We start from the raw sequence: 23,249 nt of genomic DNA on the forward strand, positions 1-23,249 counted from the left end.
GGCAACCGGATACGAATGGGCTCAAGGCTCGTGCCGGGCTGCCGGCGGGGCGGCCCGCGAGGAACTCACCCCGCGTCGTGACGCCCGGTTGGCGATGGGCACGGTGCCGGCCGCACGCTGACGATGGGTGCGCCAGGCAGGCTCCAGCAAACGCATGCCATGCACCCGTTTGACGGCCACCAGGAAATACGCAGCGCCCAGGATGGGCCACCACCTTTCACCCAGAGGGTCCATCCAGCCAAAACGCTCCAGCCAGTGCGCCGTGCGCACCGCTGGACGATAACAGCCAAAACGGGCCGATTCGACTTCGAAATTCAAAAGCCGCAGCCAATCGCGCAGGCGCCGATAACCAATGAACTCGCCGACATCGGGCAGGTACAGGTTACCCCGCCCCAGGCGCTGGTACAGCCGCGCACGCCGCTGCCGCAGGCCCCACAGGCTGGTGGGGTTCAGGCCGCTGATGACCACACGCCCCTCGGGCACCAGCACCCGCTCCACCTCGCGCAGCGCGGCATGGGGGTCGATGCTCAGTTCCAGCGTGTGCGGCAACACCAGCAGGTCCAGACTGGCAGCCGGGAAAGGCAGTGCCACGGGCTCGGTGAGCAGGTCCACCGCGCGACGCTGCAGCGGGCCATCGACACCCCCAGTCTCCACAAAGGCGATGGAACCTTCAACCGCCTCCTGGCCCATGGCCAGCCATTGGTGGGGCATGCGGTTGGCACGCAGGCCGTCCAGCAGCGGCATGCCGAGCTGCAGGCTGTGGTAGCCAAAAATATTGGCCACCGCCTCGTCAAAACGCGCCTGCTCCCAAGCGAGCAGATAGCGGCCGGGGGGGGAGTCGAACCAGTGGTGCAAACCTATAATTTGATCGCTCATGAACTTGCTACCGCTGCCCGCCTTTACCGACAACTACATCTGGATGCTGCACGACGGCCGCCAGGCCATCGTGGTGGACCCGGGAGAAGCCGCGCCGGTGGAGCAGGCCTTGCACCGCTGGGGCCTGACATTGCAGGCCATTCTAGTCACGCACCACCATGCCGATCATGTCGGTGGAGTCGACGCCCTGCGCGCCGCCACTGGCGCACAGGTGTATGGCCCTGCACGGGAGCGCATCCCCGAGCCGCTGGTGCGGCTGGCGCAGGGCGATACCGTCAACGCGCTGGGGCTGCAGTTCCAGGTCATCGATGTGCCGGGGCATACGGCCGGCCACATCGCCTACTACTGCGCCGACATGGACGGCTCGCCCCTGCTGTTCTGCGGAGATACGCTGTTCTCGGGTGGCTGCGGGCGGCTGTTCGAAGGCACGCCCGCGCAGATGCTGGACTCGCTGGACCGGCTGGCTGCGCTGCCCGACAACACCCGGGTGTGCTGCACCCACGAGTACACCCTGTCGAACCTGAAGTTCGCACGCGCTGTGGAACCTGGCAACGCCGCCCTGCTCCACTACAGCAGCCAATGCGAGGCCTTGCGGGCCCAGAACCAGCCCACCCTGCCCTCGCAGATGGCACTGGAGCGAGACATCAACCCCTTTCTGCGCGTGCGGCAGGGCCAGGTGGCACAAGCCGCCCAGGGCTACGACGCGCAGGTGCCCCTTGACGACGCTGTAGCGGTGCTGGCCGCGCTGCGTCAATGGAAAAACGAGTTCCGATGAAAATTTTGCACATTGCCTGCCTGGCTGGCCTTTTGTGGCTGACAGGTTGCGCCACCACGGGTTCGATGCCCGACCAGGCCGCTGCTGGCGGCAGCACCACCAGCACCAAAGCCCCTGCCGCCCCCCACACTCCTGTCATCCCCAACGGCCCGCTCAAACCCATCACCGCCGCGCAAGCCGCGAGTGGCGAGGTGGCGTCGCTGTCGGCCCCGGCCGACCTGTGGGACCGCATCCGGCGCGGCTTTGCCATGCCCGACCTGCAGCACGAGCTGGTGCAGGACCGCGAGCAGTGGTATGCCACCCGCCCTGACTACATGCAGCGCATGACGGAGCGGTCCAGCAAATACCTGTTCCACATCGTTGAAGAGCTGGAACGCCGGGGCATGCCCACCGAGCTCGCACTGCTGCCGTACATCGAGAGCGCGTTCAATCCCCAGGCCGTATCGAGCGCCAAGGCCGCAGGCATGTGGCAGTTCATGCCTGCCACGGGCAACTATTTCGACCTCAAGCAGAACGCCTTCCGCGACGACCGCCGCGACGTGTTGGCGTCCACCCGCGCAGCGCTGGACTACCTGCAAAAGCTCTACGGCATGTTTGGCGACTGGCACCTGGCCCTGGCTGCCTACAACTGGGGCGAAGGCAGCGTGGGCCGCGCCATTGCCCGCAACCAGAAGCTGGGGCTGGGCACCAGCTATACCGACCTGAACATGCCGGCAGAGACCCGCATGTATGTGCCCAAGCTGCAGGCAGTGAAGAACATCGTGGCCAACCCTGAGGCGTTCAACACTGAATTGCCGCTGATCGAAAACCACCCCTACTTCCAGACCGTGGACATCACGCACGACATCGACGTGTCGCTGGTGGCATCGCTGGCAGGTATCCGGGAGGAAGACTTCCGCGCGCTCAACCCTTCGTTCAAGCGGCCTGTGATCCTGGCGGCGGGCACACCACAAATCTTGCTTCCCTGGGACAACGCCAAGGTGTTCCAGCGCAATCTCGAAGCCAAGCGCGAAGGCCAGTACGCCAGCTGGACCGTGTGGTCCGTGCCCACCACCATGAGCGTGGCCGAAGCGGCCCAGCGTGCAGGCATGAGCGAAGCCGACTTGCGCAGCATGAACAACATCCCGCCGCGCATGCTGATCAAGGCGGGCTCGGCCCTGATGGTGCCACGCTCCACAACCACGCGGCAAGACGTGTCGTCCCACTTGGCCGACAACGGCCAGCTGAGCCTCACCCCCGAGATCGTCACCCGCCGCACCACGGTGCGCGCTGGCAAGGGCGACACGGTGGCCAGCATTGCCCGGCGCTACAAGCTGGCAGCCGCCAGCGTGGCCGACTGGAACGACGTGCGGGCCAATGCCGCATTCAAGGTAGGCCAGCAAGTTGTGGTGTACCTGCCGGTGCGCCAGGGCCAAGCGCGCAGCGGCAGCAGCGCCCGTGCCTCGGTCGCCACCGCGGCCAAACGCCAGGCACCCGCGCCCTCCCGGCGCGGAGGCACACCCTCCAAAGTCAAGCGCCGCTGACCCGCGCCCCTGCAGGCCGTAACGGCTGGCATGACATCGCTGGACTGGGCGTGGCTGGGGCGGTGCTCAGAAACGGAGCGTGTGCATGCCCAGCAACCCCAAAATGCCCATGATGATGAGGTAGAGCGCCACGATGGTGCTGAGCAGGCGCGGCATGACCAGGATAAGAATGCCTGCGATGAGGGAAACGAGCGGGCCGATGCTGAGGCTCAGCGACATGGTGATGGGTCCTTGAAAAATGGCTCGGGAATGGCACAGCACAAGCGCTGCATGCGTGGCCTGCGCAATGCCGGTGGCGCGGAGTGATCGCGGTGCAGTGGCGGGTATCTGTGCAGGCGGCTGACACTGTAGTCGATGCCAGAGGACTCAGCCTCAACCCCCACAACCGCAATTCGTCAGACGCTGTACTTCTGGCGCGCCTTGCGCACGAAGTCGCTGGTGGAGGTGCGGGCCAGTTCGATCTTGGCCTCGGCCAGTTCGGGCAACACCCGCGACAGCACCCGCAATGCGGTGGCAGGGCCTTCGTCCGGCATCAGACCGTTGGTGGAGTAGGTCTCTCGCACGCGGCTGAACGCCGCCAGGTATAGCCCCCGGTCGCCCATCAGATAGGCAGGCGGCACCGCTTTCACCAAGTCGGCCGGCGCCGCCGTCTGCAGCCACTTGAGCGCATGCACAACGCCATTGACCAGGGCCTGGGCCTGGGCAGGCTGTTTCTGGATGAACGCCTGGGGCGCATACAGGCAACTGGCGGGCATCGTGCCGCTGAACATGTCCTGCGCGGCCTTGAGCGAGCGCAGGTCCCCCACGATGCGGGTGTCCGCCTTTTGCTCCAGCAGGGTCATGATGGGATCGGCATGGCACAACGCCTGCACTTGGCCGGAACGCAGCGCGTTCATGGCATTGGTGCCCGAGCCCACGCCCACAAACGAAACCTCCCGCAAGGGCACGCCTGCGCGCATCAGCATCAGGCTGGCGGCCAAGTGGGTGGAGGAGCCCACCGACGACACGCCCACCTTGCGCCCTGCGAGATCGCCCAGATCCTTGTACGCCGGTACCGACCGCAGGGACACACCAAGCGCCAATTGTGGCGCCCGACCCTGCACCACCAGCGCACGGTAGGCATGACCGCGCGCCTGCGCACGCAACACATGCTCGAACGCACCGGAACAGACATCGGCCGCACCGTCCTGCACCGCCTGCCAGGCCAGAGCTCCCGCCGAATAGTCGCGCACCACCACGTCCAGGCCTTCCAAGCGGAAGTACCCCAACGCATCGGCCAGCGCCAGCGGCAGGTGGTACAGAACGCCCTGGCCGCCGACCGCCACGGTCACCCGCCCCAGCGCCGCGCCATCGGTCTGCGCACGCACCCCGACGGCAGGCGCCCACACCGCAGCTGCCGACAAGGCAGATACGGCGCCAAAGGCGCGGCGGGTGAGTGGAGGCAAGGACATGGAATCAGCCAAAAAGACAATGCTGCATTGCAACAATCGTGCCGCAGCACAGGCAAAACCGCATCAGGGTGAATCCCTGCGGGTTACTACGTACCACCCTGTGCAGGCGTCCACTGCGGGGCACCACCGGTGGAGCGAAAAGCCCCCGGCGCGCTCAACGGTATCCGATGAAAAGGATGGCGATATTGACCAGAAAACCACCGGCCCAGACCGCGCTGCGCGCCGTTGGCATGTCCGCCACATACATCATCACGTAGAAGATGCGCAGAAACACATACAGTAGTGCCAGCAAGTCCAGCAGTGTCTGGCCTGCCCCCAGCAGGTGGGCGATGATGACCGCGCCGATGAAAAAAGGCAGCGCTTCAAAGCTGTTCGCCTGCGCTGCGTTGGCGCGGCCACGCCAGTCGGACTGCCGCGAGAGCCAGCCGCGCGGGTCGTGGTTGTCAAAACCGCCCTCTTTGCGGGACTTGCCCAAGTTGCCGCTTTTGGCCAGCCAGGCGCAGGCAATCGGCAGCAGTGCGGCAAACAGCACACACCAATAGGCCACAGTAAACCGTGCGACGTGCAGGGTGGTATTCATTTTTGAAGCTTTTGAGGCCCCAGCGCAGCAAATACAGGCGCTGGCAGCTATTAAATTGAGAGTATTTTAGCCGCAGGCCTTTGCCAGCCAGCGGACTGGCTCACAGGCAGGTAGGCACATCCAGGTCACCGGCGATCCACCAGCGCATGCGCAATCGTGCCCAGGTCCACATACTCCAGCTCGCTGCCCACGGGCACGCCGCGCGCAAGCCGCGTGACATGGAGCCCCCGGCTCTTGAGCGCCTCGCTGATCACATGGGCAGTCGCCTCGCCCTCGGCATTGAAATTGGTCGCCAGAATCACCTCCTGCACGGTGCCGTCCGTGGCGCGGTCCATGAGCTTGTGCAGGCCTATCTCCTTCGGCCCCACCCCATCCAGCGGACTGAGCCGCCCCATCAGCACAAAGTACAACCCCTTGAAGGCGCCCGTGCGCTCCAGCGCCGACTGGTCCGCTGGCGTCTCGACCACACACAGCCGCGTGGCATCGCGCTCAGGGTCCAGGCAGGTGCTGCACACCTCGGCCTCGGTGAACGTATGACAACGCGCGCAGTGGTGCACGGAGCCCACCGCCTCCCCCAGGGCGCGCGACAGCGCCAGCGCCCCTTCACGGTCATGCTGCAGCAGATGAAACGCCATGCGCTGCGCAGACTTCACCCCCACCCCCGGCAGCCGGCGCAGCGCCTGGATCAGAACATCGAGGGAGTTGGTGGTGGACATGGGAGCGAGCGATGCAGAAAGGATGTGAGGAGCGCGCAGAGCCGGGCTTCGACAAGATCAGCCCGAACAGATGTGGAAGAGAACGCCAGGACTGCCTTTGGAGCGTTTACACCCCACCCTCAAGGGCGTAGCGAGCGCCTGCCAGGCTAGGCGGACGGAGCACAGCAACCGGAACGTACTTCCTGTACGTGAGGATTGCGAGCACCGTCCAACGACGCATGGCTGGCGCGCAGTAGCCAGTCCTCAGAAGGGGAATTTCATGCCGCCGGGGAGGCCTGGCATGCCCGCTGTGAGCTTGCCCATCTTCTCTGCCGAAGTCTCCTCGGCCTTACGCACCGCCGCATTGAACGCAGCTGCCACCAGGTCTTCCAGCATGTCCTTGTCTTCGGCCAGCAGGCTGGGGTCGATGGTGATGCGCTTGACGTCGTGCTTGCAGGTCATGACCACCTTCACCAGGCCCGCGCCCGATTCGCCTTCGACTTCGATGAAGGCCAGTTCGTCCTGGGCCTTCTTGAGGTTGTCCTGCATGGCCTGGGCTTGCTTCATCAGGCCGGCGAGTTGTCCTTTGTTGAACATGGTGTGGTTTCCTTTTCGGTTTCTAGTCTAGTGAATGGGTAACAGAGCTTGTGAGGGCTTCAGGGTCGGTCACGCAGGCTTGATGCTGCCCGGCACGATTCTCGCGCCATAGTCCCGCATCAACGATTGCACGAAGGGGTCGTTGTGCACGATTTCCTCGGCGCGGCGCTGGCGCTCGGCCGCAGCAGCGGCATTGCGGCGGGCGGGGCTGTCGATGACCACACCCACCTCGACGCTGATCTGCGTGGCGTGGCCGGCCGCCTCCAGCGCAGCGCGCAGGCGCTCGCGCGCCATGGGCTGGTTGAGGGACTCGCGCTCCACCCGCAGCAGCCAGTGCCCCCCATCGCGCGCCACCAGCTGCGATTGCAGGGCTAGCTCGCGCACCAGCGCTGTGATCGCTTCGGCTGCGATCAGTTGCTGCACGGTGGTGTGCCAGACATCGCCCTCTTCGGTGGGCGTGTAGCGGGCAGAGACGGGGGTGGGTGCAGACAGCGGAAGCGGCTGCAGCCGCTCGCCAGGCTCCGGCGCTTCGCGCACCGGAATTGCTACATACTCAGGAGCACCCTGCGCTTTGACGGATTGCACTGCACCGGGGTTTTGCCCCAACCTCTCGGGCGTGCGCACGGGCAGCGCCGTTGCGGTAGGCGCTGGCGCCGTAGCCACCGCACCCGGTTCATCAGATCCTGGCCATGGGGGTGGCTCGGAATCGTGCACCGATGCAGCCGCAGGGTCATCCGCTGGAGCGGGGACAGGGCGCGCCAACGCAGCAGACGCTGGCGCGGCCACCGGAGCGGGCGCAGGGACTTTGGGTGCAGGTGCTCCAGACGAGGCCTGCGGAGCCGCAGCGATCGGCGCAGCAAAGGCGGCCGATGCACCCACGGTACCTGTCAAAACAGGGCTGGAGGCTGTCGTTTCAGCCCGCGTCAGAGTTTTTTTTTCAGCCGATTCGCCAGCGCCACCTGCACCGCCGGCGGGCTTGAAGGCCAGCAGGCGCAGCAGCACCATGGTGAGCGCCGCGTACTCGTCGGGCGCGAGGCCCAGTTCGCCGCGCCCGTGCAGGCACAGGCTGTAGAGCAATTGCGTTTCGTCGGCGGGCATCAGCGTTGACAGGCGGGCGGTTTCGGCGGCTTCTGGATCGTCGGCATCCACAGCACCAGCCATTTGCGGCACGGCCTGGAACACAGCCATGCGCTGCAGCACGGCACTCATTTCTTCGAGCGTGGAGGCGGCCGACAGACCGTTCATGCGCAGCGCGTCCGAGGTTTCGACCACGGTCTTGCCATCCCCCTGGGCCAGCGCATCAATCAAGCGGAACACGTAGGAGCGGTCCACCGCGCCCAGCATCTGGCGCACACCCGCTTCTTGCAGCTGGCCGCTGCCAAACGCTATGGCCTGGTCGGTCAGCGACAGCGCATCGCGCATGGAGCCCCGCGCGGCACGCGACAGCAACCGCAGCGCCTGCGGTTCGGCGGGCACGTTCTCATTGGCCAGCACGCGGGTCAGGTGCTCCAGCACCGTCTCGGGCGCCATAGGGCGCAGGTTGAATTGCAAGCAGCGGCTCAGCACCGTCACCGGCACCTTTTGCGGGTCGGTCGTGGCGAGCACAAACTTGAGGTATTCGGGCGGCTCTTCCAGCGTCTTCAGCATGGCGTTGAACGCCGTGTTGGTGAGCATGTGCACTTCGTCGATCATGAAGACCTTGAAGCGCCCCTGCACCGGCTTGTAAACCGCCTGCTCCAGCAGGCTTTGTACCTCGTCCACACCCCGGTTGGAGGCAGCGTCCAGCTCGGTGTAGTCCACAAAACGGCCGCTGTCGATGTCGGTGCAGGCCTGGCACACGCCGCAGGGCGTGGCGGTGATGCCACCGTTGCCATCGGGCCCCTGGCAGTTGAGCGACTTGGCCAGAATGCGCGACACCGTGGTCTTGCCCACACCGCGCGTCCCGGTAAACAGGTAAGCGTGGTGCAGGCGCTGCTGCGTCAGCGCGTTCGACAAGGCCTGGACCACATGCTCCTGCCCCACCATCTCGGTGAAATTGCGAGGGCGGTACTTGCGGGCGAGCACGAGGTAGGACATGCGGGCGATTCTACGGGCTGGGCCAGGCGCCCCTGGCACCGCCAGGGCAAACAAAACAGCCACTGAAAAATCAGGGCCTTCATCCGACGTACAATCACTGGTGACGGGCCTCCTCGCATGGTGAAGCGGCCAACCGGGTCAGGTGGGGAACCAAGCAGCCCTAACCGTGGAGTCAGTGCCGGGGGTAAGGCTCGTCAACTTCTTCTTTCTTTTTGCGCGGTCGCGCAAAAAATCACCTCTCTTCAGTATTTCCGCAGCACGCAGTGGCAGGCCGTATTGGCTTGCGCAAGGCCCTGCTTGCCACAGCGGCTCTAGCGTCAAGCCGACAAGCCACGCAGCCAGCGCAGCGCGCCCTCCCCCGCCACCCGGCCGCTGGCCATGCTGGCAGTGAGCAGATAGCCGCCGGTAGGCGCCTCCCAGTCCAGCATTTCGCCAGCGCAGAACACGCCCGGCAACGCCGTAGTCATCAGGTGCGCGTCCAGCGCCTCAAACGCCACGCCGCCCGCCGTGCTGATGGCCTCGTCCAGCGGTCGCGCAGCCACCACGGTGATGGGCAAGGCCTTGATTGCGTGGGCCAGGGCTACAGGGTCGTTCATGCCGTCCTTGCCCATGTGCTCGTACAGGATGCCCGCCTTGATTCCGTCCAGGCCCAAACGGCTCTTGAGGTGGCTGGACAGCGAACGCGAGCCGCGCGGGTGGCGCACTTCCACCAGCACGCGCTCGGGGCTGTGGTCGGGCAACAGGTCCAGATGGAACGTTGCGTGCCCATGGGCTTGCACCTCGTCGCGCAACAGGTGCGATGCGGCATAGACCAGGCTGCCCTCCACCCCCGTGGCCGTGACCACAAACTCGCCCCGACGGCTGAAGCTGCGGCCCTGGCTGTCGGCGAAGCTCAGCGCCACGGTCTTGAAGGGCTGGCCCACGAACTTCTCGGAAAAATGCGGCGTCCAGCCCACCGTGGGGGCGGGCGTGCGGCCCAGCAGCTCTTGCAGAAAGGCGCGGCGCGTTTCGCCGACGGGTGCGTCAGCACGCAGCACATCAAAACCGCAGTTGGACGGACGCAGCGGCGCCACCGCCACCCCGCGCTGCGCCAGCAGCGGCACCCAGGCACCATCCGACCCCAGCCGCGCCCAGCTGCCGCCACCGAGCGCCAGCACCACGGCCTTGGTGGCCACACGCACCTCGCCGGCCGGAGCAGCAAAACGCAGCGCGCCCTCGTCGGTCCAGCCCAGCCAGCGGTGGCGCATGTGGAACAGCACCCCCTGCCCGCGCAGGCGCTGCAGCCAGGCGCGCAGCAGGGGCGCGGCCTTCATATCGGCGGGGAACACACGGCCCGATGTGCCCACGAAGGTCTCCACCCCCAGCCCCTGCGCCCAAGCGCGCAGCTCGGGGCCGCCAAAGGCGCGGACCAGTGGCTCGATCTGCTGCTCGCGCCCGGCATAACGTCCCACAAAGGGCTCGTGCGGTTCGGAGTGTGTGAGGTTGAGCCCGCCCTTGCCTGCCAGCAAGAACTTACGGCCCACGGATGGCATGGCGTCGAACACATGCACGGCCACGCCCGCCTGGGCCAGCACCTCAGCGGCCATCAGGCCCGCCGGGCCGCCGCCGATGACGGCCACATCGCACTGCAAGGTCTCCGCAGACAGGGTGGGTGTATCGGAAGGAGAAAGGGGGTGGGACACGGAAGGGCCTTGCTGAAATGAGGAACGTTGCGCTGCCTGAGGGTTGAAGAAACGGCTCAGAACAAGGAGCCTTGCGGTGAATCCTCGGGCCCTGGCGCAGTGCGGACGCGTGCGAGTTTTACCGGGGCGACCGGCGCAGCGGGGGCCGAAGTATGCCCCACCGCAGACGGCGTGGCGACCGATCCCCCTGCAACATTCGGCGTATCGCCCACCATCACCAAACGCCCATCGCCGGTCAGGAAGGCAGCGTGCACGGCCTCGCCCGGCATCAGAGCCCCAACGGCTTCGCGGTAGCGCTCCAACTGCGCCACCAAGGCCTGCTGGCGCTGGGGCTGCGTGGCGCTCTTGTAGTCCAGCACCCACCAGCCTGCCAAGGCGTCATCCGCCTGCACGGCGCGGCGCTGCACCAGCCGGTCGATGCGCAGGCTCTGGCCCTGGTAGTGCAGCGGGGCTTCGTTGATGGCGGTCTGGATCAGCGCAGGGTCCCACGCCCACGCACCCTCGCCCGCCAAGATGGCTTGCGCCATGCGGGCGGCCTGTTCGGCAGCAGCGGGGGTGATGTCGTGGTCCGCAGCCAGGCGGTCCAGTCGCGTGGCGGGCCAGCCATGGGCACGCACATCGGCCAGCGGGGCGCCGGCCACACCCGCCTGCTCCAGCAGCTGGTGCATTGCGTCGCCCTGGCGTGAGAGTGGGGTCGATTCCGCATCGCCCGGCATGGCCACGGGGGCGTCGCCCTCCAGCCCGGCAGCGGTGTGCACGCGGGCGGTTTGCAGCGCCTCGGGCAGCGCGGGCAGGCTGGGGATGGTGAAGGTTTGCGGTGCATCAGCGGGGGCAGCGGCTTCTGCGCCAAGCTCTGCCGGGGCCTGGGCTTGCCAATCGACCTCCGTAACCAGCGGAGCCAGCCGGTTCCACCAGCTGCCCAGGGCCGCGTTGCTGGGCTGCACCGACGACAGCGCCAGGCAGTGCTTGGCGCGCGTCATGGCCACGTAGAGCATGTTCAGCTCCTCGCGGCTGCGGGCCTGCTGCTCGGCGGCCAGCGTGGTCTCCGCACTCGGCGGCGGGTTCGATTCGCTGGCCAAGAAGATGAAGGTCGAGGGCGCGGGCTGCTCGCCGGGCCAGTCCACCAGCACGCCCATGGTTTCGGCCTTTTGCGGGCGGGTGTCGGTGTCCAGCAGCAGAACGCAGTCGGCCTCCAGCCCCTTGGCACCGTGCACCGTCAGCAGGCGGATGGCCTGCGCATCGGCCCGGCCGGGGGCGCGCACGCCGCCCTTCTTCATGGCCCGCACAAAGGCATACGGAGTGAGATAGCGCCCCCCGTCGTGCTGCAGCGCGGCGGCCAGCAGCGCGCGCAGGTTGGCTTGCACGGCCTGGCGCTGGGTAACGGGCGCGGCGGCGGCAAAGCGGGCCAGCACGTCGCCATGCTCGTAGATGGCGTGCAGCGCATCGTGCGGTGGCAGGCGCTGCACCCAACCTTGGTATTGAATCAAAACAGGCCCCAGCGCTTGTAAATCGGGCGCAAGCAGCTCACTTTTCAATAGCAAATCAAACCAACTGCAGCCCGCATGCTCTGGCTGGCGGCGCAGCACGGCCAGCGCCACCAGCGCGTCGTCGCCCAGGCCAAACAGCGGCGACTTGAGCGCACGGGCCAGCGACAGGTCGTGCGTGGGCGAGACGAGCGCATCGAGCAACGCCACCATGTCCTGCACCTCGGGCGCGTCGAACAGGTCGGACTTTTCGGGCTGCACGCAGGGCAGGTGCAAGGCCCGCAGGGCCTCTTGCATGGTGGCCAGACGGTCGCGCTTGCGGGCCATCACCAGCACCTCTTTGGGCGGGGTTCCGCTGGCGATTTGGGCAGCCACCCAGGCAGCGGCCTGCGTGCATTCGCGCATGCGCTGGGTTTCTTCGGCCTCGTGGCGGGGTTCGGTCAAGCTGTCGCGCCAGGCCAGCGGATCGCGGGTGGCACCTTGGCCGTCGTCGTCCGCATCGGTGATGGCGGGTAGGCGCAACAACTGGCCGGGGTGTTTCGATTCGGTGGTGTGGTCGCGGAAACCGCTGGTCTCATGCTGCGCCTGGGCCTGGCCCATGACAGCGTTGACGGCGGCAATCACGCCCTGCGCGTTGCGACGCGTGTGGTCGCAGCTGAGCAGGTCGCCGCCCAGCCCATCGCGCACAAAGGCCTGCGCGGCAATGAACACCTGCGGCTCGGCGCGGCGAAAGCGGTAGATGCTCTGCTTGGGGTCACCCACGATGAACACGCTGGGCGCAGCCGAGCCCCCGCCCGAGCCCGCATAGCCCGCCAGCCACGCGTGCAGCGCCTGCCACTGCAGCGGGTTGGTGTCCTGAAACTCATCGACCAGCAGGTGGCGGATGCGGGCATCGAGCCGCTCCTGCACCCAGCCGGAGAGGACGGGGTCGGCCAGCATGACCAAGGCCGTGCGCTCCACATCGTTCATGTCCACCCAGCCGTGCTGCTGCTTGACGGCAGCAAACTGCGCGATGAGGCAGCGCGCCAGCCGGGCCATGCGCTGCTGGTGCTGCCAGGCCTCGTGCTGGCGACGGGCCACCAGCAGGCGCTGCAATTCGGGCTCGGCCTCTTGCGCGGCGGGGAACTTCTCCAGGTTCTTCGACAGGCGGTCTTCCTTGGCCACGAACATGGCTTTGCGGAGCATGTCCAGGCGCTGGTTCAGGTCGGTGCAGGCCAGCGCATCGATGATGGCGTCCGCTGCCTTTTGCGGGGTCTTGTTGGACTCGGCCCCCAAAGCGCTGGCACGGCTGCGCCAGCGTTGCAGGGCGGTCTCGGTCTGCAGGGCCTCGGCGGGCTCGGCCAACGCAGCCAGGTCGGGGTAGGCCTGCTGGAACGGCGGCACCGAGGCATCCACCACGCCCGCCGCGTCGGCCAGGTCAAACTCCACCCGCTTGGCCAGCGCGGCGGCCAGCGCCTTGTGCGTTTGCGAGCGGCCGTGGCGGGCCACCACGGCTTCATAGTCGGCGCACAGGCTGGCGCTCTCGGCCACGGTCTGCAAAAACGGCGGCCAGACTTCGCGCACGGCCTCGGCATCGTCTTCCAGCAGCTCAAAGTGGGCGGGCAGGCCTTGTTGCTGCAGCAGCGCCAGCGGGGCCGTGCCCAGCAGCGCGGCAAACCAGCTGTGGAAGGTGCGGATCTGCACCGGGCGGCCAGCCTCCAGCAGCTGGCGGTATAGATTTTGTAGCACCTCGCGCTTATCCAGTGCGCCCTGGGGGCTGATTCCGCGTGCAACTAGCTCGGCCGTCAGCTCCTCCAGCGGCTTGTGGCTGAACTGCTCCAGCCACTCCTGCAGGCGCTGGCGCATTTCGCCCGCCGCTTTTTTGGTGAAGGTGATGGCCAGGATTTCGTGCGGCGCGCACCCGTCCAGCAGCGCCCGCAGCATGCGCGAGACCAGCATCCAGGTCTTGCCCGCGCCCGCGCAGGCCTCCACCGCCACGCTGCGGGCGGGGTCGCAGGCAATGGCGTAGAAGGCCTCGCGCGAGACGGGGCGGCCGTTGTGTTCGTAGGCGGCCTGGGCGGCAGGGGAATTACTGGCGGTCATGGCGTCTCAGGCGCGGGCGGTGCCTGTTCGGCATCTGCCCAGTAGTCTTTGCGGCACAGGCCGCGCACGGCGCAGAACTCGCACACCGAGCCTTCGCCCAGCGCGGGCAGCGGCGCACCCGCGGCAATGCGGGCCATGTCGTGCTGGATGCCTTCGATGAGCACATCACGCAGGTGCACCACCTCGCCCTGCTCGTGCAATTGCGTCTCGCCGCGTTCGCCGACATTGACATAGGCGGCACGCAGCGTGTCGTGGTGCAGCAGCGCGGCGTAGAACGGCAACTGCGTGTCTTCCGCGCCACTCTTGATGCGCTGGCGGGTGACGCTGTCGCTTTCGGTCTTGTAGTCGATCACCAGCACCGTGGGCTCGCCCGTGCTGGAAACGCCGTCAATGCGGTCGATGGTGCCGATCAGCTCCAGGTCGCCCAGGGGCTGGCGGGCCTTGACCTCGGCCTGGCGGAACATCGCGCCCTGCTGCTCGTGCTCGCGCAGCCACTGCAAATAACCGTCGCGCAGTTGCGCCCAGCCTGCGGCAAAGGGCAAAAAGTCGCCGTCTTGCAGGCGCTGCTCGCGGGTGACGGCCTCTGCGGCGGCGTCCATGCGGGCGCTGCGCTCGCCCGCGTCGTCGGTGGGTTGGTCGCGCAGGTCTTCGTGAAAGCGCTGCAGCACCGCATGCAGCCAGTTGCCGAAGTCGCGCTTGTCCACCTCGGCGTCCAGCTCGTCGGCCTCACGCAGACCCAATTGGCGCTGGGCAAAGAAGCGGTAGGGGCAGTGGCGCAGGTCGGAATACGCAGTGGACGAGAGTTGCCGCACGGGCAGGGCCTGGCCTACGGGCAGGGGGCGCAGCGTGGGCGTTGCCACCACCTCACGTGCAGCGCGGTGATCCGCGCCGGGTAAGGCTGCGCCATCCAATTGCAGGGCCAGCACCAAGGCACTGGCCAGCAGGGGCTCACCACCTTCGTCGCCCGAGCGCCACAGCACATCCACCACCGGCACGCGCAGGGCATAGGCCCAGGCGGCCCGCTGCGCGGCCTCCAATGACTGGCGCGTGGGCAAACCCCAGGCCTCACGCTGGGCCTGGGACCAGTCTCCGGTGGGCTCCGGAGCGGCCTGCAGTCGTTTTTCATCGCAGCCGGGGAGCACGGCGGCGGCAAAGGGGCGCCCCAGCAATTGGGGCAGCGGCAACACCACCACGGGCGCATCAGCGGCCTGCGAGGCCACGTAGCGCCCGGCCTCCAGCACGTCCTTCACCCACCGGTTGAACTCCGCCAGCGTCATGCGGCGGCCCGCACTGTCGCCCCAGCCTTGCAGCTCCGCTTGCTGGCCGTCTTGCAGGCGCAGCGCCGCCAGAACGCGCATGCCTGCCGGGTCGGCCTGCAGGCCCTGCCATTGCCCCGCTTGCTCCAGCACGGCGCGCAGAGCGGGCAGCCACTGCGCCAAGGGACGCGCAGCGCGCAAGGCGTCGCGCCAGGTCTCCACCGTGGCCACGGTGCGGGCCAGGTGGGGCTGCGCGCTCAGGTCTTGGGCGGAGGCTGCGCTCCAGTGCTGTAACACGCCTTTGCGCAGCCACAACTCCAGCCGGTTGATCTCGCCCGGCGTCAGCGCGGGGGTGTGCTTGAGCCAGTCCAACACGTCGTTGGACGAGGCATTCCACGAGGCGGCCTGCAGCGCGGCCATGACGCGAGACGCCGCACGGGTGGTGGACAGAATCCATCCACTTTCATCGCGCACCAGCACACCGCTGCTGTCCAGATGGGCCAGCACACGGCGAATGAGCGCGCGGTCGGTGGCCGCCAGCGCAACCGGCACCCGGCCATCGCGGATGTGGCGGAGGACACAGGCTGCTGCGCGGTGGGCTTCGTCTTCGGCGTCAGTGGCAGCATGCAAGGCCCGTTGGGGTGGCGCCGAAGCGTCTTCCAGCAGCGATGGCAGCACGATGCAGGCGCCCCGTTCGCCCCATTGGGCCAACAGGGCCTGGGGCAAAGCGTCGGACTGAAAGCCCTCCAGCACCACCAGCGCATCCACGGCCTCCCGCACACCGGGCTCAAACAACACATCGGTGGCATGCCGTGAGGCCAGCGCCCATTCCAGCGCCAGGCGCGCGACCAGAGCCTCGTAGTGCAGGCTGCTGCCTTCATCCGCAGTGGCCAGGAGTTTGCGGGCCTCGTCGCCCCAGGCTGCCCGCTGCGCGGGGGGCACGGCCGCCACGGCGGGTGCCAGCTGGGCGGCGGCTTCTCGCAGTGGCGTGGCCAGCATTTCACGCAGGGCGCCCTGCCCCACGCGGTCCAGAAGGGCGCGGGCCGTGAGGGTGTCGCGCGCAGCGTCGCCCGCAAAATCATCGGCCGACGGCTCAAAACCCTGCAGCTGGCGCGCCCAGTTGCGGGTCGTCTCGAAACGCGGAGCAAAGCCCTGCGGGAACTGCTGCCCCCACAGGCGTTGCCCCCAGGGCATGAGCTGGGCATAGGGCACCAGCACCACGGTGCGGGCCAGATGAGCGCCCCGGGCACTGGCATGGGCCGCCACCTGGGCCAGAGCGCGTTGCCACAGGTGCAGGCTCCAGCCTGCACCATCATCGCTTTTCGCTATGACAGTCATAGCGTCGCAGGCCCCGGCCATACCGGTGAATGGGGGATTGGTTTCTGTCACAATGCCCAGACTTTATACGTACACCGGTCCCAACCTGATCAAAAACAAGGAATCCGCCATGGCCAGCGAACTCATCAAACATGTCTCTGACGCCAGCTTCGAAGCCGACGTGCTGAAAACAGGCACCCCCGTGCTGGTGGACTACTGGGCCGAGTGGTGCGGCCCCTGCAAGATGATTGCCCCCATCCTCGACGAAGTCGCAGGCACCTACCAGGGCAAACTGCAGATCGCGAAGATGAACGTGGACGAGAACCGCGAGATCCCCGCCAAGTTCGGCATTCGCGGTATTCCCACCCTGATGCTGTTCAAGGACGGTCAGCTGGCCGCCACCAAGGTCGGCGCGATGAGCAAGGCCCAATTGACCGCCTTCATCGACCAGCAACTGGCCTGACCCACACCCCAAGCCCCTCGGCAACACCGCCGCTGGGGCTTTTTTCGTTGAGCGATAGACCTGCGGGTGAACAACCAGCGGACAGCCTTGCAAGGCAAGGCGTTGCGCCTCTGAAGCCCCCGCATTTTTTCCTGTCATAATTCCTACAGATCACCGGGCTGCATGCATTGGCAGCCGGACCAAGATCCCTGGCGAGCCGGAACTGCAAACAGCAGCCCATTCGGCATCAGCCCACCTCCCCCAAGATTCATACCAGCTCCGCCAAGGAGTCAATCCATGCACTTAAACGAACTCAAGGCACTGCACGTGTCTGAAGTCCTGAAGCAGGCCGAAGAACTCGAAATCGAAAACACGGGCCGCATGCGCAAGCAGGAGTTGATGTTTGCGATCATCAAGAAGCGCGCCAAGGCGGGTGAGCAGGTGTTTGCGGATGGTGTGCTGGAAATCCTGCCCGACGGTTTCGGGTTCTTGCGCAGCCCTGATACCAGCTTCACGGCCAGCACCGACGACATCTACATCAGCCCCAGCCAGGTGCGCCGCTTCAACCTGCACACCGGCGACATGATCGAAGGTGAAGTGCGCACGCCCAAGGACGGCGAGCGCTACTTTGCCCTGACCAAGCTGGATTCGGTCAACGGCGGCCCGCCGGAGCAGAACAAGCACAAGGTGATGTTCGAGAACCTGACGCCCCTGTTCCCCAAGGAACAGATGCGCCTGGAGCGCGACATCAAGGGCGACGAGAACATCACCGGCCGCATCATCGACATCATCGCCCCCATCGGCCGTGGCCAGCGCGCGCTGATCGTGGCGCCGCCCAAGAGCGGCAAGACGGTGATGATGCAGCACATCGCCCACGCCATCACCGCCAACAACCCCGACGTGCACCTGATGGTGCTGCTGGTGGACGAGCGCCCTGAAGAAGTGACCGAAATGCAGCGCACGGTCAAGGGCGACATCATTGCCTCCACCTTCGATGAGCCCGCTGCCCGCCACGTGCACGTGGCCGAGATGGTGATCGAGCGCGCCAAGCGCCTGGTCGAGCTGAAGAAGGACGTAGTGATCCTGCTGGACTCCATCACCCGCCTGGCCCGCGCCTACAACAACGTCGTGCCATCGAGTGGCAAGGTGCTGTCGGGCGGTGTGGACGCTGCTGCACTGCAACGCCCCAAGCGCTTCTTTGGCGCAGCCCGCAAGGTCGAAGAAGGCGGCTCGCTCACCATCATCGCCACCGCGCTGGTCGATACCGGCAGCCGCATGGACGAAGTGATCTTTGAAGAGTTCAAGGGCACGGGCAACTGCGAAATCCACCTGAACCGCCGCCTGTACGAAAAGCGCGTGTTCCCCGCCATCGAACTCAACAAGAGCGGCACGCGCCGCGAAGAGCTGCTGCTGGCGCCCGAGATCCTGCAGAAGACCCGGATCCTGCGCCAGTTCATGTACAACATGGACGAGATCGAGTCGATGGAGCTCATGATCAAGAACATGAAGGCCACCAAGACCAATGTGGACTTCTTCGACATGATGCGTCGCGGGGGCTGATTCTCAGCCTGTGCAATAATAGAGGGCTTTTTCTTGCGGAAAGTACATTGGACTGGCCGGTGCGGCTCCCGCAGTTGACTCAAAGGAAGATCATGAAAGAAGGCATTCACCCCAACTACCGCGAAGTTCTGTTCGTGGACCTGTCCAACGGTTTCAAGTTCGTGACCCGCTCGTGCGTGAACACCAAGGAAACCGAAACCCACGAAGGCAAGGAATACCCGCTGTTCAAGCTGGATACTTCTTCTGAATCGCACCCCTTCTACACCGGCACGCAAAAGTCGGTGGACAACATGGGTGGCCGCGTGGAACGCTTCCGCAACCGTTTCGGCAAGACCGCAGCGAAGTAATTCGCCCCTGCGATCCCGCCAAAAAGGCAGCCCGGGCAACCGGGCTGCCTTTTTTCATGGGTTTTGCCTTTATTCTCGGTGGCTCCTTTGCCCAGCCGCCCACTGCCGCGTGACTCCACCCACCCCCGCCATCGTTACCCAGAACGCCGTCAGCCCGCTGCCCCGCTGGGCGCTGCTGCTGCTTTGCATTGCCTACGTAGTGCCCGGCTTCGTGGGCCGCGATCCGTGGAAAAACGCAGACGTCACCGCCTTTGGCTACATGCTGGAGTTGGCCCAGGGACGCACTCCCTGGCTCAGTCCGCTGCTCGGTGGCATGCCCCCAGAGACCGAAGGTCTGCTGCCCTACTGGCTGGGCGCCTGGGCCGTGCAGATGGCGCCTGGGTGGCTGTCACCGGAGATGGCGGCCCGCATGCCGTTCATCGCGCTCCTGGTCATCACCCTGATGGCCACCTGGTATGGCGTGTACTACCTGGCCCGCAGCCCGGGTGCCCAACCGGTTGCGTTTGCTTTTGGCGGCGAGGCTTCCCCACTGGACTATGCGCGTGCTATTGCCGATGGCGCCTTGCTGGCGCTGATCGCCTGCCTGGGCCTGGCGCAGCTGTCGCATGAGGTCACAAGCTATCTGGCGCAGCTGGGCTGCACCGCTTTGCTGTTTTTTGCGGTGGCCGCCATGCCGCACCGCACCGTGGCGCCAGCCGTGGCATTGGTGCTGGGTATGGCCGGGCTCACGCTGTCAGGAGCCCCCGCCCTCACGGCCTTGCTAGGCGTGGGCGGCGCGGCGCTGGTGTTGTTTGCGCCTGCAAGCAACACCGACCGCCGCTGGCGCTGGGCTGCCGTGTTGGCAGCTTCCACCCTGGTAGCGGCTGTACTGGCCCAGGGCCTGGACCTGTGGCGCTGGCGGGTTGTGGGGTTCGATGGCGGCGGCAAAGACTGGCTGAGCCTGGCGCGCCTTCTGCTGTGGTTTGGCTGGCCGGCCTGGCCACTGGCCCTGTGGACTTTGTGGCGCTGGCGCCAGCAGATCTTCAGCCGCCCGGGCCAACGGCACCTGCTGGTGCCCCTTTGGTTCACCCTGGTGTCCATCGGCGCCACCATCACTACCCAGCCGGCGGACCGGGCCTTGCTGCTGGGCCTCCCCGCCCTGGCTGCGCTGGCAGCTTTTGCACTGCCCACGCTGCGCCGCAGTGTGGGGGCTTTGATTGACTGGTTCACGCTGTTGTTCTTCACTGCCTCGGCCCTCGCGATCTGGGTGATCTGGATCGCCATGCAGACCGGGGTGCCTGCCAAGCCCGCCGCCAACGTGGCCAAACTGGCACCCGGGTTTGTGCCCCAGTTTTCGGTGCTGGCTTTGCTGGTGGCCGTGGCGGCCACGGTGGGCTGGTGCGGTCTGGCGTGGTGGCGCGCATCCCGCAACCGGGCCCCCATCTGGAAGAGCCTGGTACTGCCCGCTGGCGGTGCCGCCCTGGGCTGGCTTTTGCTGATGACCCTGTGGCTGCCCCTGCTGGACTACGCGCGCAGCTACGGTCCGCAGGTGCGCAGTGTGATCACCGCCCTGGGGCCGGAGCCCGGCTGCATTCAGACCGTGGGACTGAACCGCGCCCAGGTGGCGGCGCTGCAGTTCCATGGACAGCTGTCGCTGCAGCGCGCGGGCCTGCAGGATGAATGCCAGTGGCTGCTGGTGGACAGCGCCTCCTGGCCCGCGTCCGAACGCATGGTCCGCGCTGAACTGTGGGAGCCCCGGGCCACCCTGCCCCGCCCCACCGACAAGAACGAAAACCTGCTGCTGTTCCGCCGCGTGGCCCCGGCTCGCTGATGTCGGAGCTGTCCACCATCACCCGGCACGCCGTGACCGTGCTGGCGGGTCAACTGGCGGTCATGGCCTTCGGGGTGACGGACACCATTGTGGCGGGGCGCTACAGCGAATCGTCGCTGGCCGCGCTGTCCGTCGGGTCGGCCATTTTCATCAGTGTGTACGTTGCCCTGATGGGCGTGCTGCAGGCCCTGCTCCCCGTGTGGGCCGAACAGCGCGGGGCGCAACAGCCCGAAGCCGTGGGTCGGTCACTGCGGCAAGCCCTGTACCTGTGCGCAGCGGCGGCTGTGCTGGGCATGGCGGTGCTGCTGTCGCCGGGCCCGCTGCTACGCTGGACGGAGGTGCCGCCTGCGCTCCGACCGCAGGTTGAAAACTATCTGGCCGTGCTCGCCCTGGCACTCCCGCCCGCCCTGCTGTTCCGCATCTACAGCACCCTCAACCAGGCCCTGGGCCATCCGCGCCTGGTCACGTGGCTGCAGGTGGGCTCGCTGTTCATCAAGCTGCCGCTGTCGGTGTGGTTCACCTTTGGCGGCGGGGGCCTGCCTGCACAGGGGGTGGTGGGCTGCGCCTGGGCCACGCTGGTCGTCAACTGCAGCATGCTGGCCCTGGCGGTGTGGCTGCTGCGCACGCAGGACATCTATACCCCCCTGGGGCTGTGGCGCCGCATGGAGCCCCCGCACTGGCCCACCATTGCAGGCTTTGCCAAGCTCGGCATTCCGGCAGGCCTGGCGGTGATGGTGGAAGTAACCTCCTTCACCCTGATGGCTTTGTTCATCGCGCGCCAGGGCACCACGTCGGCGGCAGCCCACCAGATCGCTGCCAACATGGCCGCTGTGCTCTACATGGTGCCGCTGTCGCTGTCCATCGCCACCAGTGCGCGGGTGAGCTACTGGCTGGGCGCACGGCAGCCGCAGCGGGCCCGCCAGGTGGTTTTGATGGGTTTTTCGCTGGCTGCGCTAGTGGGTATTGCCCTGGCAGCTACCTTATTAATAGCAAGATACTCGATCAGCCAGATTTACACCGACAACGCCAGCGTGGCCGCCGTGGCCGGCGCGGTGCTTGTCTGGGTGGCAGCGTACCACGCTGCCGATGCGGTGCAGACGCTGTGCGTGTTTGTGCTGCGGTGCTACCGCATCACGCTGGCGCCACTGGTGGTGTACTGCGCGCTGCTGTGGGGCGCGGGCCTGGCCGGCGGCTACTGGTTGGCTTATGGAGGCAGCGGGCCTTGGTCGGATGTGGCTTCGCCCACCCCCTTCTGGGCGGCCAGCGCTGCGGCACTTGCAATCACCGCACTGCTGTTCGCCGCCATGCTCTGGCGAGCCATCAGCCCGGCAGGGCAAAACCCCGCAAGCGGTTGGCCGGGAAGGTGACCGAAAACACCGAGCCCTTGCCCAGCGTGCTCGCGATGTCCAGCGTGGCGCCGTGGCGCTGCAGCACATGCTTGACGATGGCCAGGCCCAGCCCGGTGCCCCCAGTCTCGCGCGAACGGCTGCGGTCCACCCGATAAAAGCGCTCCGTCAGGCGCGGGATGTGCTCGGGCGCAATGCCGGGACCGGTGTCGTGCACGGAGAACACGGCACTGCCGTCCTCCTTGCGCAGCCACTGCACCTCGATGGAACCACCGCCGGGCGTGTAGCGCACCGCGTTATTGACGAGGTTGGACAAGGCACTTTGCAGTTCGGCAGGCACGCCCGCGATTTCGCCTTCGGCCCGCAGCAGGTCAGCCGCAGGAAAGCGCATCGCATGCGGGCGCTGCTGGTTCTGCGTGAGCAGTACCGACAGGGCGCGGCCCTCCTCCTCGCAGCGCTGCATCAGTGACTGCACCGGCGTCCATTCAGCCATGCCGGGCAGCGGGCTGCCCTCCAGACGCGACAGCGTGAGCAGGTCCTGCACCACGCTTTGCATGCGCTGTGCCTGCTGCGCCATCATGCCCAGGTAGCGCGAGCGCTCGTCGGCGCTCAGCGGCAGGGTCTGCAAGGTTTCGACAAAACCGGTGAGCACGGTGAGCGGTGTGCGGATTTCGTGCGACACATTGGCCACAAAGTCGCGCCGCATCGCGTCGGCCTGCTCCAGCGCCGTCACATCACGCGACAGCAGCAGCGTGCGCCCGTCGCCGTAAGGGTGCAGGTGCACCGAGATGCGTACGGGCCGGGACGGCGTGCTCAACCGCCCTTCCAGCACCACGTCGCTGGTGAAGTCCTTGGCGGCGAAGTAAGCCGTGAATTCGGGGTTGCGCAGCAGATTGCCGATGGACTGCATGACGTCGCGCTGCGCGTCAAAGCCAAACTGGTTGGCTGCCATCTGGTTGCACCATTCGATGCGGCCCTGCGCATCCAGCAGCACCACGCCGTTGGGGGAGGCCTGCAGTGCTGCCAGGATCTCCTGCAAACGGTCCTGGCTGTCGCGTATCTGCGCCTCCTGCTTGCGCAGCAGACGCCGCGCACGGTCCGCCGCCTCGCCCCAGATGCCGCGCATGGACGGCACCGATGCCAGATCGCCCGTTCGCAGCCAGCGCAGCACCCGCACGCCCCGCAGCAGGTCCCACACGAACCACGCCCAGGCAGCAATGGCGGCCCCCAGTGCGGCACCCCAGGGCCCGCCTTGCCACCACCCCAGGCCACCACCCGCCAACTGCCATAGCAGGAAAAACGAAATACGCCACAGCATGCGGATTGCAAAGCCTTCTCAGAAACGCCAGG

General features: G+C 66.6%; 18 protein-coding genes and 1 other RNA gene. 8 read left to right on the forward strand and 11 right to left on the reverse strand.

Annotation, left to right across the window (positions count from 1 at the left end; all coding sequences use genetic code 11):
• Window positions 1-21: 21 nt before the first annotated feature.
• The gene (locus DNK89_RS04420) at window positions 22-876 is read right to left on the reverse strand and encodes a class I SAM-dependent methyltransferase (protein ID WP_110959036.1); all 855 of its coding nucleotides are present in this window, start codon (window positions 874-876) and stop codon (window positions 22-24) included.
• On the opposite strand from DNK89_RS04420, the gene gloB reads away from it, so the two are divergent.
• Together gloB and DNK89_RS04430 are read left to right on the forward strand one after the other, a co-directional pair.
• Window positions 875-1,651, forward strand: coding sequence for a hydroxyacylglutathione hydrolase (gloB, locus tag DNK89_RS04425; RefSeq protein WP_110959037.1), 777 nt, complete (start codon window positions 875-877; stop codon window positions 1,649-1,651). The two genes, DNK89_RS04420 and gloB, sit on opposite strands and share 2 nt — an antisense overlap.
• On the forward strand, window positions 1,648-3,174 hold the full coding sequence (locus DNK89_RS04430; RefSeq protein WP_110959038.1) for a transglycosylase SLT domain-containing protein: 1,527 nt from the start codon (window positions 1,648-1,650) through the stop codon (window positions 3,172-3,174). Before gloB ends, DNK89_RS04430 begins: the two co-directional genes overlap by 4 nt.
• Before the next feature lie 66 nt (window positions 3,175-3,240).
• Here DNK89_RS04430 and DNK89_RS04435 read toward each other — a convergent pair whose 3' ends face one another.
• From DNK89_RS04435 to dnaX, 6 genes are all read right to left on the reverse strand, one after another.
• Complete coding sequence (locus DNK89_RS04435; protein ID WP_015013605.1) at window positions 3,241-3,393, reverse strand: DUF3096 domain-containing protein; 153 nt, start codon at window positions 3,391-3,393, stop codon at window positions 3,241-3,243.
• Window positions 3,394-3,569: 176 nt separating this feature from the next.
• On the reverse strand, window positions 3,570-4,625 hold the full coding sequence (locus tag DNK89_RS04440) for an ABC transporter substrate-binding protein (protein ID WP_110959039.1): 1,056 nt from the start codon (window positions 4,623-4,625) through the stop codon (window positions 3,570-3,572).
• A gap of 154 nt (window positions 4,626-4,779) precedes the next feature.
• On the reverse strand, window positions 4,780-5,205 hold the full coding sequence (locus tag DNK89_RS04445) for an MAPEG family protein (protein WP_015013603.1): 426 nt from the start codon (window positions 5,203-5,205) through the stop codon (window positions 4,780-4,782).
• A 125-nt stretch (window positions 5,206-5,330) separates the two neighbouring features.
• The gene (gene recR, locus DNK89_RS04450; RefSeq protein ID WP_110959040.1) at window positions 5,331-5,921 is read right to left on the reverse strand and encodes a recombination mediator RecR; all 591 of its coding nucleotides are present in this window, start codon (window positions 5,919-5,921) and stop codon (window positions 5,331-5,333) included.
• A gap of 243 nt (window positions 5,922-6,164) precedes the next feature.
• Complete coding sequence (locus DNK89_RS04455) at window positions 6,165-6,497, reverse strand: YbaB/EbfC family nucleoid-associated protein (RefSeq protein ID WP_015013601.1); 333 nt, start codon at window positions 6,495-6,497, stop codon at window positions 6,165-6,167.
• Between the two features lie 69 nt (window positions 6,498-6,566).
• Entirely contained in the window at window positions 6,567-8,573 is a 2,007-nt protein-coding gene (gene dnaX, locus DNK89_RS04460) for a DNA polymerase III subunit gamma/tau (protein WP_110959041.1), read from the reverse strand.
• Window positions 8,574-8,675: 102 nt separating this feature from the next.
• Here dnaX and ffs point away from each other — a divergent pair.
• Window positions 8,676-8,772: signal recognition particle sRNA small type (gene ffs, locus DNK89_RS04465), an RNA gene on the forward strand.
• A 118-nt stretch (window positions 8,773-8,890) separates the two neighbouring features.
• Here ffs and DNK89_RS04470 read toward each other — a convergent pair.
• Genes DNK89_RS04470 through DNK89_RS04480 form a run of 3 tightly spaced genes read right to left on the reverse strand, consistent with a single transcriptional unit; the run spans window position 8,891 to window position 16,415 of the window.
• On the reverse strand, window positions 8,891-10,255 hold the full coding sequence (locus DNK89_RS04470; RefSeq protein WP_203422190.1) for a TIGR03862 family flavoprotein: 1,365 nt from the start codon (window positions 10,253-10,255) through the stop codon (window positions 8,891-8,893).
• 56 nt (window positions 10,256-10,311) lie between these two features.
• Window positions 10,312-13,821, reverse strand: a complete 3,510-nt coding sequence (locus DNK89_RS04475; protein WP_110959042.1) for an exodeoxyribonuclease V subunit beta — start codon at window positions 13,819-13,821, stop codon at window positions 10,312-10,314.
• Complete coding sequence (locus DNK89_RS04480) at window positions 13,818-16,415, reverse strand: PD-(D/E)XK nuclease family protein (RefSeq protein WP_110959043.1); 2,598 nt, start codon at window positions 16,413-16,415, stop codon at window positions 13,818-13,820. The genes DNK89_RS04475 and DNK89_RS04480 overlap by 4 nt, the downstream gene beginning before the upstream one ends.
• 109 nt (window positions 16,416-16,524) lie before the next feature.
• Between DNK89_RS04480 and trxA the strand changes: the two genes are divergently transcribed.
• The 5 genes from trxA (at window position 16,525) to DNK89_RS04505 (ending at window position 21,920) form a co-directional block, all read left to right on the forward strand.
• Window positions 16,525-16,857 (forward strand): thioredoxin TrxA, encoded by a 333-nt coding sequence (gene trxA / locus DNK89_RS04485; protein ID WP_015013596.1) that lies wholly within the window; start codon window positions 16,525-16,527, stop codon window positions 16,855-16,857.
• Window positions 16,858-17,133: 276 nt separating this feature from the next.
• On the forward strand, window positions 17,134-18,396 hold the full coding sequence (rho, locus tag DNK89_RS04490; RefSeq protein ID WP_060987513.1) for a transcription termination factor Rho: 1,263 nt from the start codon (window positions 17,134-17,136) through the stop codon (window positions 18,394-18,396).
• Between the two features lie 92 nt (window positions 18,397-18,488).
• The gene (locus DNK89_RS04495; RefSeq protein ID WP_015013594.1) at window positions 18,489-18,743 is read left to right on the forward strand and encodes a type B 50S ribosomal protein L31; all 255 of its coding nucleotides are present in this window, start codon (window positions 18,489-18,491) and stop codon (window positions 18,741-18,743) included.
• 109 nt (window positions 18,744-18,852) lie between these two features.
• Window positions 18,853-20,553: a hypothetical protein gene (locus DNK89_RS04500; RefSeq protein WP_110959044.1), complete on the forward strand. Its 1,701-nt coding sequence runs from the start codon at window positions 18,853-18,855 to the stop codon at window positions 20,551-20,553.
• Complete coding sequence (locus tag DNK89_RS04505) at window positions 20,553-21,920, forward strand: MATE family efflux transporter (RefSeq protein ID WP_110959045.1); 1,368 nt, start codon at window positions 20,553-20,555, stop codon at window positions 21,918-21,920. The genes DNK89_RS04500 and DNK89_RS04505 overlap by 1 nt, the downstream gene beginning before the upstream one ends.
• Here the strand turns inward: DNK89_RS04505 and phoR are convergent.
• Window positions 21,874-23,217: a phosphate regulon sensor histidine kinase PhoR gene (phoR, locus tag DNK89_RS04510; protein ID WP_110959046.1), complete on the reverse strand. Its 1,344-nt coding sequence runs from the start codon at window positions 23,215-23,217 to the stop codon at window positions 21,874-21,876. The genes DNK89_RS04505 and phoR overlap by 47 nt on opposite strands.
• Window positions 23,218-23,249 lie beyond the last annotated feature (32 nt).

Source organism: Acidovorax sp. ST3 (genome assembly GCF_003231145.1).
GTDB lineage: Bacteria > Pseudomonadota > Gammaproteobacteria > Burkholderiales > Burkholderiaceae_C > Acidovorax.

Excerpts from the sequence above, each read along its gene's own strand:
- gloB (WP_110959037.1), top strand. The coding sequence starts at position 875 with ATGAACTTGCTACCGCTGCCCGCCTTTACCGACAACTACATCTGGATG.
- trxA (WP_015013596.1), top strand. The coding sequence starts at position 16,525 with ATGGCCAGCGAACTCATCAAACATGTCTCTGACGCCAGCTTCGAAGCC.
- DNK89_RS04455 (WP_015013601.1), bottom strand. The coding sequence starts at position 6,497 with ATGTTCAACAAAGGACAACTCGCCGGCCTGATGAAGCAAGCCCAGGCC.
- DNK89_RS04445 (WP_015013603.1), bottom strand. The coding sequence starts at position 5,205 with ATGAATACCACCCTGCACGTCGCACGGTTTACTGTGGCCTATTGGTGT.
- rho (WP_060987513.1), top strand. The coding sequence starts at position 17,134 with ATGCACTTAAACGAACTCAAGGCACTGCACGTGTCTGAAGTCCTGAAG.
- DNK89_RS04480 (WP_110959043.1), bottom strand. The coding sequence starts at position 16,415 with ATGACTGTCATAGCGAAAAGCGATGATGGTGCAGGCTGGAGCCTGCAC.
- DNK89_RS04495 (WP_015013594.1), top strand. The coding sequence starts at position 18,489 with ATGAAAGAAGGCATTCACCCCAACTACCGCGAAGTTCTGTTCGTGGAC.
- DNK89_RS04420 (WP_110959036.1), bottom strand. The coding sequence starts at position 876 with ATGAGCGATCAAATTATAGGTTTGCACCACTGGTTCGACTCCCCCCCC.
- recR (WP_110959040.1), bottom strand. The coding sequence starts at position 5,921 with ATGTCCACCACCAACTCCCTCGATGTTCTGATCCAGGCGCTGCGCCGG.
- dnaX (WP_110959041.1), bottom strand. The coding sequence starts at position 8,573 with ATGTCCTACCTCGTGCTCGCCCGCAAGTACCGCCCTCGCAATTTCACC.
- DNK89_RS04435 (WP_015013605.1), bottom strand. The coding sequence starts at position 3,393 with ATGTCGCTGAGCCTCAGCATCGGCCCGCTCGTTTCCCTCATCGCAGGC.
- DNK89_RS04475 (WP_110959042.1), bottom strand. The coding sequence starts at position 13,821 with ATGACCGCCAGTAATTCCCCTGCCGCCCAGGCCGCCTACGAACACAAC.
- DNK89_RS04505 (WP_110959045.1), top strand. The coding sequence starts at position 20,553 with ATGTCGGAGCTGTCCACCATCACCCGGCACGCCGTGACCGTGCTGGCG.
- phoR (WP_110959046.1), bottom strand. The coding sequence starts at position 23,217 with ATGCTGTGGCGTATTTCGTTTTTCCTGCTATGGCAGTTGGCGGGTGGT.
- DNK89_RS04440 (WP_110959039.1), bottom strand. The coding sequence starts at position 4,625 with ATGTCCTTGCCTCCACTCACCCGCCGCGCCTTTGGCGCCGTATCTGCC.
- DNK89_RS04430 (WP_110959038.1), top strand. The coding sequence starts at position 1,648 with ATGAAAATTTTGCACATTGCCTGCCTGGCTGGCCTTTTGTGGCTGACA.